We start from the raw sequence: 14,185 nt of genomic DNA, 5'->3' as shown, positions 1-14,185 counted from the left end.
GAGCCCAACACGTGACCCCCGCGCCCGGCTAGGGCACGGCCTCAACGAACCATAGGAACAACGACGTCAACCCGACCGGCCGCACCCCCACATTTCACTCCGGAACGGAGCGTCTGACCAGACACCCCGGCTAGGGAACCATTTCCACCCACACGAAGGGCATCTCGTAGATGCAACTCTGCCACACGTCGGCCGCGACTTCCGCGGTGTTCGATGATCCGAATCTCGTGTCGTCGGCCGGACTCGTTCCGGTCATCTCGTTGGCCACCGCCGCGGGCCTGCGCGAGTTGGCCCAACAGCACCTGTCCGTGCCGACCGACAAGGGCGCGAACGCCGGGCTGAAGGTCACCTCCTTGGTTGCGGGGATGGTCGCGGGCGCTGACTCGATCGATGACATGGCGCTACTCCGCCACGGCGGGATGGGCCGGATCTTCGGCAACGCCTACGCACCCTCGACGCTGGGGTCGTTCCTGCGCTCGTTCACCTTCGGCCACGTCCGACAACTCGACGCGGTCGCGTCCCGGCTCCTGATCAACCTGGGCGACCAGACACCGCTGCTCCGCGTCGACGACCGGGTCGATGACGAGGTTGGTGGGCGGGTGATGGTCGACATCGACGACACCATCATCGAGGTCCACGGCTACGCCAAACAGGGTTCGAGCTACGGCTACTCCGGGGTCCGTGGCCTCAACGCCCTGCTGGCCACCGTGTCGACCACCCAGTCGGCACCGGTGGTCGTGGCCCAACGACTCCGCAAGGGCTCGTGCGGTTCGCCGCGGGGCGCAGCCCGCCTGGTCGCCGACACGTTGAAGACCGTCAGGTCGCTGACCTCAGCCGCACCGTTGGTGCGGTTCGACTCCGCGTTCTACGGTCACGCAACCGTCGCTGCCGCGCTCCGCAGCGGCGCCGACGTGTCAGTCACTGTCCGGATGGATCCCAAGGTCAAAGCAGCAATCACGACGATCAGTGAGGATGCCTGGACCCCGATCGCGTACACCGACGCCGTGTTCGACGAGCAGAGCCGGACCTGGGTCTCTCGGGCCGAAGTCGCCGAGATTCCGTTCACCGCGTTCAGTTCGAAGAAGGCATCCGAGCAAGTGCCCGGGCGCCTCGTGGTCCGCCGGATCCCCGACCTCAACGCCGACAAGTTGGCCGCCGCGGGTCAAGAGACCCTGTTCGACGTCTGGCGGTTCCACGCGTTCTTCACCACCACCGACCATGACCTGGCCGACACTGTGGTCGCGGACAAGACCCACCGTGGTCACGCGATCATCGAACAGGTCCACGCCGATCTGAAGAACTCTGCACTCGCGCACCTGCCCTCGGGGAAGTTCACTGCGAACGCTGCCTGGCTCGTGCTGGCTGTGATGGCGTTCAACCTGACCCGAACTGCCGCGAGCATCACCGGCCCCGCACTGGCGAAGGCGACCACTGCGACCATCCGCCGCAAGCTGATCGCCGTCCCTGCACGAGTCGCGTCCTCGGCACGCCGGATCACCCTGCACCTCCCAGTCGCATGGCCATGGGAAACCGCCTGGACCAACCTGTTCAACCAGGCCTGCGGACCACCACCGGCACCGACGACCTGACCGCCCCGCCGACACGGCACGACGACAACCTGGAACGACCTGGCAGCGAGGCCAGCCGATCAGGCACGCCCCGATCCCACCTGTGCTCCCTCAGCGCCGGGCCCGGAACCCTCGGCTGCCCATCGGTGGATCGAGGCTAAGCGCTTCCCCTGCGCCGAGAGTGTCGGTGCCCCCGGGGACCATGAGAAATGCCGGTGTCGTGACCAAGACATGGCGCGCTGGGCATTCCGCCCGCCGGCGAACCAAAGGAGCACAAGATGAACGACAAGCCCTGCCCTCGATGCGGAGCCGCCACGACCCTGCAGACGAGTGAGGTGCGATCGGCGTTCGCCGCCGAGCCCACCCGCATCGACCCCATCCGCGTCTGCCCCGAGCGGCATCGGACCTACGTGGCCTACAGCGAGCGCGTGGCCATCGACGGCCGCTTTCGTGCCTGACACCGGCCGGTGAGCCCGGATGCCCAACCCTCAGCGCCGCCCTGGTCCCGGTAGAGCGCGCCGCAGGCGCCCGTAGACCACCCGTCGCCCCACCCCGAGTAGCGCGGGGTGGGGCCTCATGCGCAGCACGCCGTCCCCACCCCCTCCTCACCAGCCCCCTCGCTTGCCTCGCGCCGACCCGTCGGCCGCCGGCGGCCTCGAGAAGGGGAGCGCCCGGGCGGTGTGTCTAGGTGGGGTGTCGGTGGGCCCGGTCACGATGGCCGGGAGGTGGCTGTGGAGAACCGGTAGCCCTGCGGCGGCTGCTGGATGAGACTGGCCAGAAGACAGATCGCCCCCGGGGGAGTGGAGGCTCACCCCGGAGGCGCGGACCTGATTGGAGCAGGACCATGAACAACCCTACGACCAGCAGCACCGAGCCGGGAGACCCGAGCGAGGTCTGGCGCCGCGAGTACGACGCGGCGCTGCAGGCCGCGATCGAGGCCCTGACCGCCGGCGCGCGACTGCGCCGCCCGGTCCTCGAGCAGGTCGAGGACGCTGAGGGCAACCACACCTGGCGGTCCCACCCCACGAAGACCGAACAGGCCGACTGGGCCGAGTTCGTGACGCGGGCCGTGGCCGGCGCGGCCGCGAACGTCGGCAGCGTGGAGGCCGCCCTGGCGGGGCGGCCCGGGTCGTGGGAAGCCGAGAGCGTGCGGAGCATGGTGGCCTCGACCGCAGGGGGAGACCCGGCCCAGCTGCTCGAGCACCGCACGGAGCCGGTACGGGTACGTGTGGCGGCCGCGGCGCTGTTGGAGGAGCTGATGGACGTTTCGGGTCTCTACGACGAGTCCCAGCAGATCCTCGAGGCGGCATGGGAGGACGCCGAGGCCGCGCTCGAGGGCGAGCTCGACGAGCGTCGCTACGTGTGGGAGTACCGCGTGGAGCACCACCAGGGGGTGCGCACGATGGTGCCGCTCGAGGAGGACGCTCCGCCGTTCGACGAACAGCGGTGGCGCGAGGACCTGGTCGCGCTCGGTGTGCCGGCGGAGTCGATCGCGGCTATCGCCGAGCAGCTGGAGGACCCGAACTCGTTCATCACCGCGGTGTCGGTCTCGCGTGACGACGCCGCCCGCCCCGTGCTGGTCGACCTCGACGCGCGCCGGCGGGCCGCCGAGGCTCCGCACGTGCAGCGCATCCAGGCGCTGGAGGACCAGCAGACCCGCGAGTTGAGCGAGTACGCCCAGCGGCTCCAGGCGGAGATCGAAGCCGAGGCCGCGCGCCGGTTCGGCGGCGTGCAGGTCGTGGTCGACGTCGACCTGGACCCCTACGCCGTCGACGAGCCGGGGGAGTACGTCACCCCCGAGTACGAGCTGCTTGAGCACGCCCGCATGCACACGCCCCTGCCCGGCTCCGGGCTCGCACCCATCGAGTACCCGCCCACGGTCCCCATCGTTGACGTCGAGCGCGAGGCCGGCCGCCTCCCGCACGCCCGACTCCAGACTGAGAGCGGCGAGTGAAGCCAGCCCCCCGTCGCGGAGGTTGGGGGTGGCTCGTCGAGAAGCCCCGGCGGCTGACGGCGGCCGCGGCTGGCATCGCGACGCTGGTGGTCGGTGGCATGGTGGTGCTTGATCATGACGAGCTCACACTCTGGGTGCTGGGGGGCACGTGGGCGACGGTGTGGGCACTCGTTCTCGCGATAGCGATCTGGCACGCGACCGCATCGGACACCGCTGGCCTCCACGCTCAGATCGAGGGTGCGACTAGGGAGATCGGTCGCCTGAGCAGCCACCTGATCAGGCAGCGCGGGGTGACCAGGATGCAGGCTGGTCACGAGATCGGCGCGGAACCTCCCGAAGGTGTGCCGGTCAATCAGACGCTCATGACCGTGAGCTTGATACCGGAACCAGTGCTCGAGGGATTTGAGAGTCGGACTGGTATCTCCAGGAACGAGTTGCGCGGGGGAGTGAAGGTGTACGAGGACGCCAGCGACGATGTTCCGTGGGTTCTCACGACGAAAGACCGGCGCCGATGGGTCGTTTCTGCGGCTGGCTCTTGGCCCCTGGTGAGCGAGATCCACTAGCGGAAGCCGTGGAGGGGACGAGGGGGTCAGGTGGAGTGGGTGACGCAGGCCGAGGCTGCGGCCATTGCCGGTTGTCCGATCTCGACCATCGACTGGCACAGCCGGCGGCCGGGCACCCTGCTTCGCACCCGCCCGCGGGCGGGGAGCCGTCCCACACTGGAGCGGGCCTCCGTCGACACGTTCGCCGAATGGTGGGCCGACCGGGTCCGCGCCCGGGAGGAGCGGCGTCGTCGACTTGATGAGCGCGCCGCTCGGCTGGCGGCTCGGCGAGCCGAGGCCGCTCACCGGGGCGCCGCGGGCGCGAAGGTCACCGCTGAGGCGCCCGAGGGGGTGACGACCGCGGAGGCCGCGGTCGCCCTGGGGGTCTCGCGGGCGATGGTCGTGCGTCGCATCCAGCTCGGCGAGCTGACGGCCGTGCGTCACCGTGAGCGGTGGTGGATCGACCCGTCATCGCTCGAGGACCTGGTGGCCCGGGAGGCGCAGTGGGTCTCCATCGGCGAGGCAGCCCGATTGGCCGGCTGCACCCGCGGCCGCGTCCTGCGCGCCGTCACCGACGGCACCTTGTCCCAGCGGCCGGGCACCCGCGCGAGCATCGCCCGCGGCGACGTCGACGCGCTGCGCCGGCTCGTCGACGACGAGCGCGCGGCCGCTGAACGCCGACGTCGCGCCGCCGAGGCGGCCGAGTCCGCCCGGGCGGCGGGTCCGCCGGACGCCGAGCACCGCTGGTACACCACCGAGCAGGCCGCCGGCCTGCTCGGCTGCAGCTCGGGGTGGGTGCGGCTGATGGTGGCCCAGGAGCGGCTGCCGGCGACCCGCGTGGGTGCGCGGAACTGGATCCGGGAGGGCCACTTGCTGCAGCGCATCGGCGCCCAGGCCTTCCTCGAGGCCGCTGCCCACGCTGAGGAGATCACCCCACCGTGAATCCAACGCGCGTTCGGGTCTGTGACGACGGCCACTCGCGTTATTTCGCCCCGGGTCCTCAGTTGCAGTTCTCGAGGTGCTCCGCGTACGTCCACCCGTGTTGGTCCGTGATCGCGAAGTCGGAGGAGTGGTCGACCAGGGACGGGGGCGCCTCGGGGCGATTGGTGGCTCTTCCCAGATGAGGGTGTAGGTCGGCCGGGCGCGTCGGTCCGCAGATAGACGTCGAGGTCTCCCGACGACGGAGGTTCCTGCGCCATCCATCCGAAAGACCTCGACGTGTCCGACGCTACCCCGCCAGCCGGCTTCGGCCGCCCTGACCTGACCGCCTTCGCGGCTCATCCCAATCGACCCTGATCGGGTCTGCTGACCCCCTCGACGAGAACGCAGCGACATCACAGTCACCCAACCCCGACCGTCCGGGAAGCCGGGGCACGTCACATGGCCTGTGCTGCGGGCGTGTCGAGTGGGTCGTCCAGGGGCGACGCAGGAGCGTCGACGCGACGTGCTGAGAGGTGGTTCCAACCGAGCGCTAGGACACCGGCTACAGGCATGGCGATAGGTCAGGAACGGCGTCGCTCCCTGCGCAGGAGGGAGCGCAGAGTCTCGGCGTTCGCGTAGCCGACCCGTAGCGCGATCTCGGCGGAGGTGAGGTCCGTGGTTGCTGAGAGGTGCCGAGCTCGTTCGATGCGAAGCCGTTGGACGAAGCCGAGCGGAGTGAGGTTGAGCGCCGCACGGACTCGTCGTTCGAGGGTGCGCCGGCTGGTGCCGAGCGACTGCGCGACGAAGGCGACGTTGAACGGTTCGTCCAGGCGGGCGCGCACGAAGCGTTCGAACTCGACGACGATCGGGTCCTCGTGCCGGAGATGTTCGTAGGCGACGAAGGCCGCCTGCGACGGACGCTCGTCGATGATGAGGAGCTTGGCGACATGTTGGGCCAGGTCGGGGCTGATCGATCGCACGAGTGAGAGCGCGAGGTCGATGTGGGCGAAGGCGGCGCCGGCGGTGACGAGGTTCCCGTCGACCACGACCATGGTGTCGAGATCGAGGGCGACGGTCGGATAGCGCTTCAGGAACTCCGGCCCCAGGAACCAGCTGGTCGTCGCGCGCCGATGATGCATCCGTCCGGTCTCGGCGACGGCGAACACGCCGGTGCACGCCGCGGCGATCCAGGTGGTCGCGTCGTCGAGGCGCCCGAGTGAGGCGATGACCGAACGAGCATCTCGGCTCTGGAGGGCGTCGTGGGTCGCGGCGGCCGTGAGGGTTCCAAGCGCAGGGACGACGACCACGTCGAACTCTCCGGACTCCGACAGCGGGTGGTCCACCGACAGGGTCATCGATGCCGTCGTGGTCACTCGCCGTTTCGGTCCGAGGATGGCGAGTTCGATCGGGTCGATCCGCGGGTCGACATCGCTGCGGGCTCCGTCGGCCACCCGCACGATGTCGATGATCGACGCGACCGCCGAACCGAAGCAGCCGTCGATCGCGATCAGTCCGATACGCATGGCGCGAACAATAGCAATACTGCCGTATACGCCACTTCTCACATGCCCTTGCTCGTCATACGCTGAACTCGCTTCACCAAGAAACCTCGACACCTAGGAGAACCCCTCATGTCCACACCCGCATCACTCCCGTATGCCTTCGTCGCCAAGATCGTCGCGGCCGATGGACAGCACGACGCGCTCGCCGATCTGCTCACCGGCGCTGTCGCGCTCGCCAACGAAGAAGTAGGAACGATCGTCTGGTTCGCGGTCAGGACCCACGCCGACACCTTCTGGATCTTCGATGCATTCCCCGACGAGGCCGCTCGCGACGCCCACGCCAACGGCGCCATCGTCGCAGCCCTGATGGCCAACCAGCACCTCCTCGGCGCAGCACCTGAGATCCTGGCGGCCGACGTCCTCGCGTCCAAGCTCCCGTAGTCCGCCAACGCACGAGACGATCGCGCCCCGCTGAGCCGTCGCCAGGTCGCGACGCAACGCCACGCTGCGTTGCCGAGCGGTGCAAGGCCTATCGGCACACGGACAGGATGCCGGCCGCGAGCGCTCAGCCGGCGAGGGGTCCGTCGCAGAGGAGAGCGACGTCGGTGTCGGGCAGAGCCGTGAGGCCAGCGCATCGCGCGACCACCAGAACCGAACCGCCCCTGCCCTGCGTTTCCGCAGGTCAGGGGCTGTTCGCCAGAGCCGCCTGTCGGAATCGAACCGACGACCTAATCACGTCGGCTTTTGCGTCTCGCTTGATGCGCCCACTGGGCGAACGAGCCGCTGACCTGCGCAAACGCCGAGCGTGGGGGACGCCGCCATCCGGTGGTGACCGACGACGACCGACCAGTACCGACCGTTTCACCGGAGCTTGCGGCGGCGTCGAAGCCGAGCAAGCTCCATTCTTTTAGCTCACCGCGCCCTCCTCCTAGCCGGTCCCGTCGTCGTCGAAGACGTTTCAGGGGTCTTCCCAGATGACGGTGTAGGTCGGCCGGGCGCGTCGGTCCGCAGATAGACGTCGAGGTCTCCCGACGACGGAGGTTCCTACGCCATCCATCCGAAAGACCTCGACGTGTCCGACGCTACCCCGCCGGCCGGCTTCGGCCGCCCTGACCTGACCGCCTTCGCTCGACTCGACGGCCTCGGTCTGAGCGTGACCGGGCAACGACTTGAACCGGATCGTGCGGTCCTCGCGTGCCGCGTGGTGGAACCAGATCAGTGGTGCCGACGGTGCGGCAGCGAAGGCGCTGCTCGTGACACCGTGATCCGGCGGTTGGCCCACGAGCCGCTGGGCTGGCGACCGACCGTGCTGGAAGTTGTAGTGCGCCGCTACCGCTGTGCCGACTGCGGACACGTGTGGCGCCAAGACACCAGCGCCGCGGCGGAGCCACGCGCGAAGCTCTCGCGCACCGGGCTGCGGTGGGCGCTGGAAGGGATCGTGGTCGCACACCTCACCGTCGCCCGTGTCGCCGAGGGACTCGGGGTCGCGTGGGACACCGCCAACAACGCGGTCCTGGCCGAAGGCAAGCGGCTGCTGATCAACGACCCCACGCGGTTCGAGGGCGTGAAGGTCATTGGCGTCGATGAGCACGTCTGGCGCCACACCAGGCGTGGCGACAAGTACGTCACCGTGATCATCGACCTCACCCCGGTCCGCGATGGCGCCGGCCCAGCAAGGCTGCTGGACATGGTCGAGGGCCGGTCGAAGGCGGCGTTCAAGACCTGGCTCGCCGACCGCGACGACGCCTTCCGTGACGCGGTCGAGGTGGTCGCGATGGACGGGTTCACCGGGTTCAAGACCGCCGCTGCCAGAGGAGATCCCGGACGCGGTCGCGGTGATGGATCCCTTCCACGTCGTGCGCCTGGCCGGTGACGCCCTCGACAGGTGCCGGCGCCGGGTCCAACTCGCGATCCACGGGCACCGTGGGTTCAGGGACGACCCGCTCTACAAGTCGCGGCGCACGCTGCACACCGGCGCGGACCTGCTCACCGACAAGCAGAGCGACAGGCTACGCGCGCTGTTCGTTGATGACGCTCACGTCGAGGTCGAGGCGACCTGGGGTGTCTACCAGCGCATGATCGCCGCCTATCGCCACGAGGACCGGCAACGTGGCCGCGAGCTCATGGAGAAGCTGATCACCGACCTCAGCGCCGGCGTCCCCAAGGTGCTCACCGAGCTCACCGCCCTGGGCCGGACCCTGAAGAAGCGAGCCGCTGACGTGCTCGCCTACTTCGAACGACCCGGCACCAGCAACGGGCCGACCGAGGCGCTCAACGGACGGCTCGAACACCTGCGCGGCTCCGCACTCGGGTTCCGCAACCTGACCAACTACATCGCCCGATTGGGATGAGCCCGATTGGTCCACTCAAACGTCAGGCCACATTCGACCCAGGATCCACTCTCACCAGCACCGGTGTTGAGGAAGTCGCTGTTCGCCCCAAGGCCCTCGAAGTCGAATTCGTTCCGGACGCAGTGCATCGGCGTCGTCGGGTCAATGCCTGTCACCCGGTCGACTTGCAACTTGCCGGAGTGTTTGTAGTACATCAGGCGTCCATCGACGTCTTCTTCTTCGCAAAGCTGGGCGACGTACTCCAAGCGCGGCACGTCGTCAGTCGGCTCCTGATGGCTGGACGGCTCCTGAGTAGCGAACAGTGAGACGTCTTCATCGCCTCCGCCGCACGACGCAAGGACGGGAATGGCCACGACGACCAGGAAGGCGCCGACGCGCATGGGTAACTCCTCAAAGTTGTCGAGCGGGGAAGAGCATGAAGGATGCGGAGGTAGTGACTTGTCACCTGGCTCTGCGTGGGCTGAGGGGCTCAGTCTCACGCCGAGATTCCCGCTGAGGAGGGCCTTGAGCAAATCTGAAGCAACAGAGGCGGTCACTGGTCGGCATTCAACGGCTCGCGCGGATCACTACCGGTCGTTGCGGCCGGGCGCGCGAGCAAGCATCGCCCGCGGCGACGTCGACGCGCTGCGCCGCCTCGTCGACGACGAGGGACCACCTGCTGCAGCGATCGGCGCCCAGGCCTTCCTCGAGGCCGCTGCTCAAGCTGAGCAGGGCACCCCGCCACCCTGAATCGAACACTTGTTCTAGTCTGTGCGGATGGCGGCCGGGTTCGGACACGTGTGGGTCGACCCCACCGCGCGGTGGGGCATCGACACCGCGCGCGTCGGACTCCTGATGACCTGGCGCCGCGACGAGCGCGACGGCTCGTGGTGGGGGTTCTGTGCGTGGTTCAACACCAGCGCGCCCGCGCACGGCGGCTCCCCGCGGATGAAGCTCGACTGGATGCACCAGTCGTGCCTGCGGCCCGTCGACGCGAGCGGCAAGCCGCCGCTCGACCTGTCGTGGGTGAAGCCCGTGAAGGGCGTCCCGACCTAGCCGGGCGACTCGGAGCCGCCGGCTCCTACGCTGCCTGGCATGACCGTCACCGTCACCGTCGCCCACGGCCCCGAGCGCGACCCCGCCCGCGACTACGAAGCAGAGCGCTACGCCGGCACGGGCGAGACCTACGAGGCGGCCCGCGACGCGGCGCGAGCCCAGGTACCAGCGGGGCACGTCATCTACTCGTTCACCCGGGACTGAACCTCCCCCCGAACAAACAGAATCCGCCCCTCTGTGGCTGGCAGGGGGACCGCCCTCGACGTCATCGGGTCAGTCTTGGCCCTGCAAAGCCCACTCTCGAGGGCTCTCAAGGGGCGGTGGTCGCAGGCTCAAGCCCTACCGTGCCCACGGGCCAGCAGCCGTCGCGCTCCGTCGTTGATGGCTTCGACCGACCCGTCGAATGCGAACTGGAAAAGCACGACCCCGGCGCGGTCGCCCCACTCCACTGCGGGGGCGGTGTAGCCAGCGAGGGAGAAGAACACAGCCCGCTTGCGCTCCACCGCGGCGACACCCGCCAACGCCTGGATACGCTCGCGCCCGGTCGGCAAGGCCTCCATCTTCACCTGGGCGACCACCTCCGGTCCGTCGACGTCGACGCCGCCGTCAGAACCGTCCGGTGTACGCCTTACCTGGGCGAATCCGAGGGCGGCCAGGACCTCGGCCGCGTAGTGCTCAGACTCCCGATGGCCTCGCAGCATCCGCGGCGGCGGCAGTATCGGGCGGCCCAGTCCGGACGACTGGCCGCGCTGCGGTCCGAGCAGCGCCTGCACTTCGGCCACCGCTGCACGTCGGGTCTCGGGGTCCATCAACCTGTCCAGCTCAGCGTCGTCGTAGGGGTTGTAGAAGGACCAGAGCGCGTCCGCCGTCTCGGTGCGGATGATCGCTGAAGTCGCCATGTAGGCGCGCGCTGCGCTTGCACCGAGACTCAAGCCTTCCCAGACCGGCAGGGGGTAGGGCGGCTCGTCGCGCAGATAGATGACGTCGTTCAGGCCGTAATCCCATCCGTCGCGGGCGTGGATGGCGAAGAGGGAGCCGATCGCGAACAGGTCGGCCCCGTCTTCCGACTCCGCTACGCCGACGGTGGTCAGCGACTCCCCGGGGAGCGCCAGCACGCCGACTTCTGCGCCAATTTCGGCTTCAATCTGGGACGCTCGGTCCGCTTGATAGCGGCCACGCACCACCACGAGGCATTGGAGGCCGTCGATCACCACTCGTTTGGTGTCTGGCTCGACTCCCGTCCGGTAGTACCGATCGGCGGCATTCAAGACGCGACGGGCGGCCGCCTTGGCTGGCTCTAGGTCGGAGACCGAACCGCTCGGCGCGTACGAGGTCGGGAGATCGCAGATGACCTCTGCGCAGGTGACCAGACCATCCGCCGCGAACCGTTCGACGAGCGAGTCCCACCAGAGGAAAAGCCGTTGCCCTGCGGGCCACTTCATCGCCCCGTGCTCACAGACGGTCGTAGGTGAGCCCTACTGGCTGGCGCGGCAGGCGCGCGTGTCGCTGATCGACTGGAAGCTGGAGGGCAGGCGCCAGGCGCCGCCACGCCGAGTGCCTGCGCGCGCTCGGCCGCGATGAGACGTTCGTCGAGGAATGCCACCGTGACCTGGGAGACCCGACCCCCAGGGATCTGTTCCGGTCGCACGCTGCGTGCCGCGCTCACCCGATGCAGCCGCGGGGTGCGGGTTCTCGTTAGGTCTTGGTGACGTGGCCGTCGAGACCCTCGTAGAGGTCGAAGTTCCGTTCGCCGATCAGCGCCACCAGGGTGTCGAACGCCTCCGAGAGGGGGACGGCGGTTGCGAGGTCGTTTGCTTCGTAGGCGCGGATCGAGGGTGCTGTGTCGTTGAGGTCGGCGAGCAGGACGTAAAACTTCTCGTACTGCTCGTCACGTCCAGCAGGGTCCTGTCTGCCGGTGAACAGCCGGAGGCGCGGGCCAGCGTTGAGGAAGGTGGACTTGCGTCGATTGGTGCCGTCCTCGGCTGCAGCTGAGTCGAAGATGAGGAGTGCCGCCAGCACGGCGTAGGGGAAGCGGCGGTGCAGGGTGACTGCTTCGTTTAGGAGGTCGGCGCGCCGGTTGGTCAGGTTCTTCTGGAAATTCTGAGACCTGCCGTCCTTGAACAAGATGGTCTTCACGCTGACCGCGAGGAGCAGTCCAGACTCCTCGGTCGCCCATGTGACGTCTACCTTCTTTGCTCCGATGCCGCCGGCGAGGCGCCGTTCAGCCCCGCTGCCGCCGGCTTCCCCTGGTCCGGTCGGACGCGCACCGTCCATACCGCGATCTCGCAGTTCTGCTGCGACCGCTAGCGCAATTGCCGCGGAGAGCTTCTCGTTGAAGTTCTTCTTCACCGCTTGGGGGGCGTCGTCGGCCGGCTTGGAACCGCACGCCCGCATGGCCGCGACGAGGCGATCATCGATTGCTGCCACGTCGGCCCCTTGCTTCTCGGCGAGCGGCGAGGGCGTTGCGAGCGGCGCGGATCTCCGCGACGTCGGAACGACGCATCCCTAGGACGCGGACGAGTAGTGCGTCGTCAACGAGTTTGGCTGCATCGAGAACGTTGCCGTTACGGAGTCTCCCGGCGACCTGCGGGCGCACAGCGAGGAGGGCGTCGCGTGCCTGATCGACGATCGTCGGGGAGGGCAACGCCCAGAGGTCCGCTTCCCCGGGTTCCATCTTCAGCATGCCGCCGCCGTAAGCGCGACCTGTGAACTCTGCTCCGAGCATGGTCACAGAGTTGAGGGCGGCGACGGGCAGGAGCGCGCGGCCGAGATCGCGATGGTCGGGTGACAGGTAGACGCCGTGGACCGAGTTGAGGTGGAGAGCGCCCGCCGAGTTGGTGGTCAACCGTGGGGTATCCGCGTTCATGTAGGTGAGCAGGAGGTCCGATCGGGCGACGAGGGGGACTCGCCACCACTCCTTGCGGACCCGGCACTTGTAAGCCTTATCCACACCGTCAGCCTCGCCCTGCGCGATGTACGCACGGGCTGCTGCGGACGGGGCAGCGGAGGGACGGAACAGCATTGTGCGCTTGTCGTTGCGACCGAGCTCGGCGTGGGCCCGAGATGAAAATTCGAGCCCGCGGAGGTGGCTCGATCCGGGAGGAGAGAGCCGAAGCACTTCGCTGCTACGGAGGCCGAGCTCGGCCACACGAGCCGGTGTGAGCGCGAAGTACTTGTTGTTTCCGGTCACCATGCCGAGGGTGGTCTCGCCCCAGGTCTTGAGAGCGGAGAAGCTGGTGTCCAGCAAGAGGTTGGCGTAGATCCCCGCGGCCTCGGGGCTGACGGTCGAGCCCGACCACCTGGCAGCGGGATCCGTAGGCGCCCAGGTAGCAGCTGAGGGCAGGTCCAGCGAGAGGGCGGCTGCGTCGGGGACCTGTCTGATACGTGCGTGGTCGGTGGTTCCGCCGTATCCGTCGGCCAGTAGTAGCACGGCCTCGGTCTCGGCTTCGTCGAAGACCCGCCTGTCGAACATGACGAGGTCGACTTGCGCGAAGTTCTCGAACAGGAAGCGGCGCACAGGGGCTGCGTAGTTGGCGTGCAACAGTTCGGCTGGGAGGACGAACCCGAGGCGGCCCCCAGGCTCCAAGTTGAGCGCGCCGTGCACGGTGAACGCTGCCCATGAAGAGGCCAGCCCAGACAGAGCCACCCCGCCGCGGAGGGCCGCTGCTCGCGCTTTCGCTCGCGAGTCGCCTGCGAAGTCCTGGAAGCGAATGAAGGGCGGGTTGCCCACCACCGCGGAGTAGCGCGGGGCAGGATCGACGTCGAAGAAGTCGCCGACCGTCATCTCGAGATGGCCGCCCGAGGCGGCCACCCGATCCGAGCCGATTTCGGCACTCCAGCTGTGCAGTTCTACCCCATATACGCGGGGGCGGTCTTCGCCTAGAGCGCGGAGCCGCTGGACGGCGTGCACGAGGAACTCGGCGTCGCCAGCCGAGGGCTCGAAGACCAGGTCCGCCGAAGACCGGACGGCCCACTCGACTATGAAGGATGCGATGGCCGGGGGGGTGAAAAAGGCCCCGCGAGCCTTGCGCAGCGCCGCGCTGTCCAGAGGGTCTCGCGCGCCGGTGTCCACGGGACACATCTTGCCTTGCTGGCGATCAGGCTGAGCGGAGGCCTGCCGGGTCACGACTGGGGCCTTGCCGCAGGTCACAATCGGTCGTTAGTGAGCCGCCTGTCCGGTGGCCTGGCGGGGCGGGTCAGAAACGTTGTTCCGTCGTCCGTCGGTTTTGAGCCGGTTTGATTCAGGACTCGGGTTTCGAACCTGCGCTCGCAGGCGTGCCCCCGGACAGCGTCTTCGGTGGGCGATCGTGCG

The 14,185-nt window shown here is 68.5% G+C and carries 14 protein-coding genes and 1 pseudogene; 10 read left to right on the top strand and 5 right to left on the bottom strand.

The features are described 5' to 3' along the window. Positions 1-170 precede the first annotated feature (170 nt). The 5 genes from KK617_RS17245 to KK617_RS17225 all read left to right on the top strand — a co-directional run bounded on the left by KK617_RS17245 (position 171) and on the right by KK617_RS17225 (position 5,006). Entirely contained in the window at positions 171-1,589 is a 1,419-nt protein-coding gene (locus KK617_RS17245) for an IS1380 family transposase (protein ID WP_277501395.1), read from the top strand. Between the two features lie 257 nt (positions 1,590-1,846). Beyond that, on the top strand, positions 1,847-2,026 hold the full coding sequence (locus tag KK617_RS17240; protein ID WP_277501394.1) for a hypothetical protein: 180 nt from the start codon (positions 1,847-1,849) through the stop codon (positions 2,024-2,026). A 386-nt stretch (positions 2,027-2,412) separates the two neighbouring features. Continuing rightward, the gene (locus tag KK617_RS17235; protein ID WP_277501393.1) at positions 2,413-3,522 is read left to right on the top strand and encodes a hypothetical protein; all 1,110 of its coding nucleotides are present in this window, start codon (positions 2,413-2,415) and stop codon (positions 3,520-3,522) included. Then, positions 3,519-4,085, top strand: coding sequence for a hypothetical protein (locus tag KK617_RS17230; protein ID WP_277501392.1), 567 nt, complete (start codon positions 3,519-3,521; stop codon positions 4,083-4,085). The genes KK617_RS17235 and KK617_RS17230 overlap by 4 nt, the downstream gene beginning before the upstream one ends. A 330-nt stretch (positions 4,086-4,415) precedes the next feature. Beyond that, positions 4,416-5,006: a helix-turn-helix domain-containing protein gene (locus KK617_RS17225; RefSeq protein WP_277501391.1), complete on the top strand. Its 591-nt coding sequence runs from the start codon at positions 4,416-4,418 to the stop codon at positions 5,004-5,006. A 560-nt stretch (positions 5,007-5,566) separates the two neighbouring features. On the opposite strand, the gene KK617_RS17220 is transcribed toward KK617_RS17225, so the two are convergent. Then, positions 5,567-6,508 (bottom strand): helix-turn-helix domain-containing protein, encoded by a 942-nt coding sequence (locus tag KK617_RS17220; protein ID WP_277501390.1) that lies wholly within the window; start codon positions 6,506-6,508, stop codon positions 5,567-5,569. Positions 6,509-6,616: 108 nt separating this feature from the next. On the opposite strand from KK617_RS17220, the gene KK617_RS17215 reads away from it, so the two are divergent. Next, on the top strand, positions 6,617-6,928 hold the full coding sequence (locus tag KK617_RS17215) for an antibiotic biosynthesis monooxygenase (protein WP_096288139.1): 312 nt from the start codon (positions 6,617-6,619) through the stop codon (positions 6,926-6,928). A 631-nt stretch (positions 6,929-7,559) separates the two neighbouring features. Next, positions 7,560-8,838: pseudogene (locus KK617_RS17210) on the top strand (ISL3-like element ISPfr2 family transposase). On the opposite strand, the gene KK617_RS17205 reads toward KK617_RS17210, so the two are convergent. Then, a complete protein-coding gene (locus tag KK617_RS17205) occupies positions 8,817-9,218 on the bottom strand; it encodes a hypothetical protein (protein ID WP_277501389.1) in 402 nt (133 codons plus the stop codon). The pseudogene KK617_RS17210 and the gene KK617_RS17205 overlap by 22 nt on opposite strands. 196 nt (positions 9,219-9,414) lie before the next feature. Here KK617_RS17205 and KK617_RS17200 point away from each other — a divergent pair, with 196 nt between their 5' ends. The 3 genes from KK617_RS17200 to KK617_RS17190 are packed head-to-tail and all read left to right on the top strand — an operon-like array spanning position 9,415 to position 10,077. Then, positions 9,415-9,567 carry a hypothetical protein gene (locus KK617_RS17200; RefSeq protein WP_277501388.1) on the top strand — a complete coding sequence of 51 codons (153 nt, stop codon included), beginning with the start codon at positions 9,415-9,417 and terminating at the stop codon, positions 9,565-9,567. 27 nt (positions 9,568-9,594) lie between these two features. Further along, entirely contained in the window at positions 9,595-9,873 is a 279-nt protein-coding gene (locus tag KK617_RS17195; protein WP_277501387.1) for a hypothetical protein, read from the top strand. Positions 9,874-9,912: 39 nt separating this feature from the next. Further along, a complete protein-coding gene (locus KK617_RS17190; RefSeq protein ID WP_277501386.1) occupies positions 9,913-10,077 on the top strand; it encodes a hypothetical protein in 165 nt (54 codons plus the stop codon). Positions 10,078-10,205: 128 nt separating this feature from the next. Here KK617_RS17190 and KK617_RS17185 read toward each other — a convergent pair whose 3' ends face one another. From KK617_RS17185 to KK617_RS17175, 3 genes are all read right to left on the bottom strand, one after another. Beyond that, complete coding sequence (locus tag KK617_RS17185; RefSeq protein ID WP_277501385.1) at positions 10,206-11,315, bottom strand: restriction endonuclease; 1,110 nt, start codon at positions 11,313-11,315, stop codon at positions 10,206-10,208. 253 nt (positions 11,316-11,568) lie between these two features. Next, entirely contained in the window at positions 11,569-12,300 is a 732-nt protein-coding gene (locus KK617_RS17180) for a hypothetical protein (RefSeq protein WP_277501384.1), read from the bottom strand. Then, positions 12,284-13,945: an N-6 DNA methylase gene (locus tag KK617_RS17175; protein ID WP_277501383.1), complete on the bottom strand. Its 1,662-nt coding sequence runs from the start codon at positions 13,943-13,945 to the stop codon at positions 12,284-12,286. The genes KK617_RS17180 and KK617_RS17175 overlap by 17 nt, the downstream gene beginning before the upstream one ends. Positions 13,946-14,185 lie beyond the last annotated feature (240 nt).

It is taken from the genome of Nocardioides sp. ChNu-99 (assembly GCF_029493445.1).
Classification (GTDB): Bacteria; Actinomycetota; Actinomycetes; order Propionibacteriales; family Nocardioidaceae; genus Nocardioides.
The sequence above is the reverse complement of the archived record's forward strand: the minus strand, read 5'-3'. Positions and strand labels throughout refer to the sequence as shown.

Excerpts from the sequence above, each read along its gene's own strand:
- KK617_RS17245 (WP_277501395.1), top strand. The coding sequence starts at position 171 with ATGCAACTCTGCCACACGTCGGCCGCGACTTCCGCGGTGTTCGATGAT.
- KK617_RS17240 (WP_277501394.1), top strand. The coding sequence starts at position 1,847 with ATGAACGACAAGCCCTGCCCTCGATGCGGAGCCGCCACGACCCTGCAG.
- KK617_RS17235 (WP_277501393.1), top strand. The coding sequence starts at position 2,413 with ATGAACAACCCTACGACCAGCAGCACCGAGCCGGGAGACCCGAGCGAG.
- KK617_RS17220 (WP_277501390.1), bottom strand. The coding sequence starts at position 6,508 with ATGCGTATCGGACTGATCGCGATCGACGGCTGCTTCGGTTCGGCGGTC.
- KK617_RS17215 (WP_096288139.1), top strand. The coding sequence starts at position 6,617 with ATGTCCACACCCGCATCACTCCCGTATGCCTTCGTCGCCAAGATCGTC.
- KK617_RS17205 (WP_277501389.1), bottom strand. The coding sequence starts at position 9,218 with ATGCGCGTCGGCGCCTTCCTGGTCGTCGTGGCCATTCCCGTCCTTGCG.
- KK617_RS17195 (WP_277501387.1), top strand. The coding sequence starts at position 9,595 with ATGGCGGCCGGGTTCGGACACGTGTGGGTCGACCCCACCGCGCGGTGG.
- KK617_RS17190 (WP_277501386.1), top strand. The coding sequence starts at position 9,913 with ATGACCGTCACCGTCACCGTCGCCCACGGCCCCGAGCGCGACCCCGCC.
- KK617_RS17185 (WP_277501385.1), bottom strand. The coding sequence starts at position 11,315 with ATGAAGTGGCCCGCAGGGCAACGGCTTTTCCTCTGGTGGGACTCGCTC.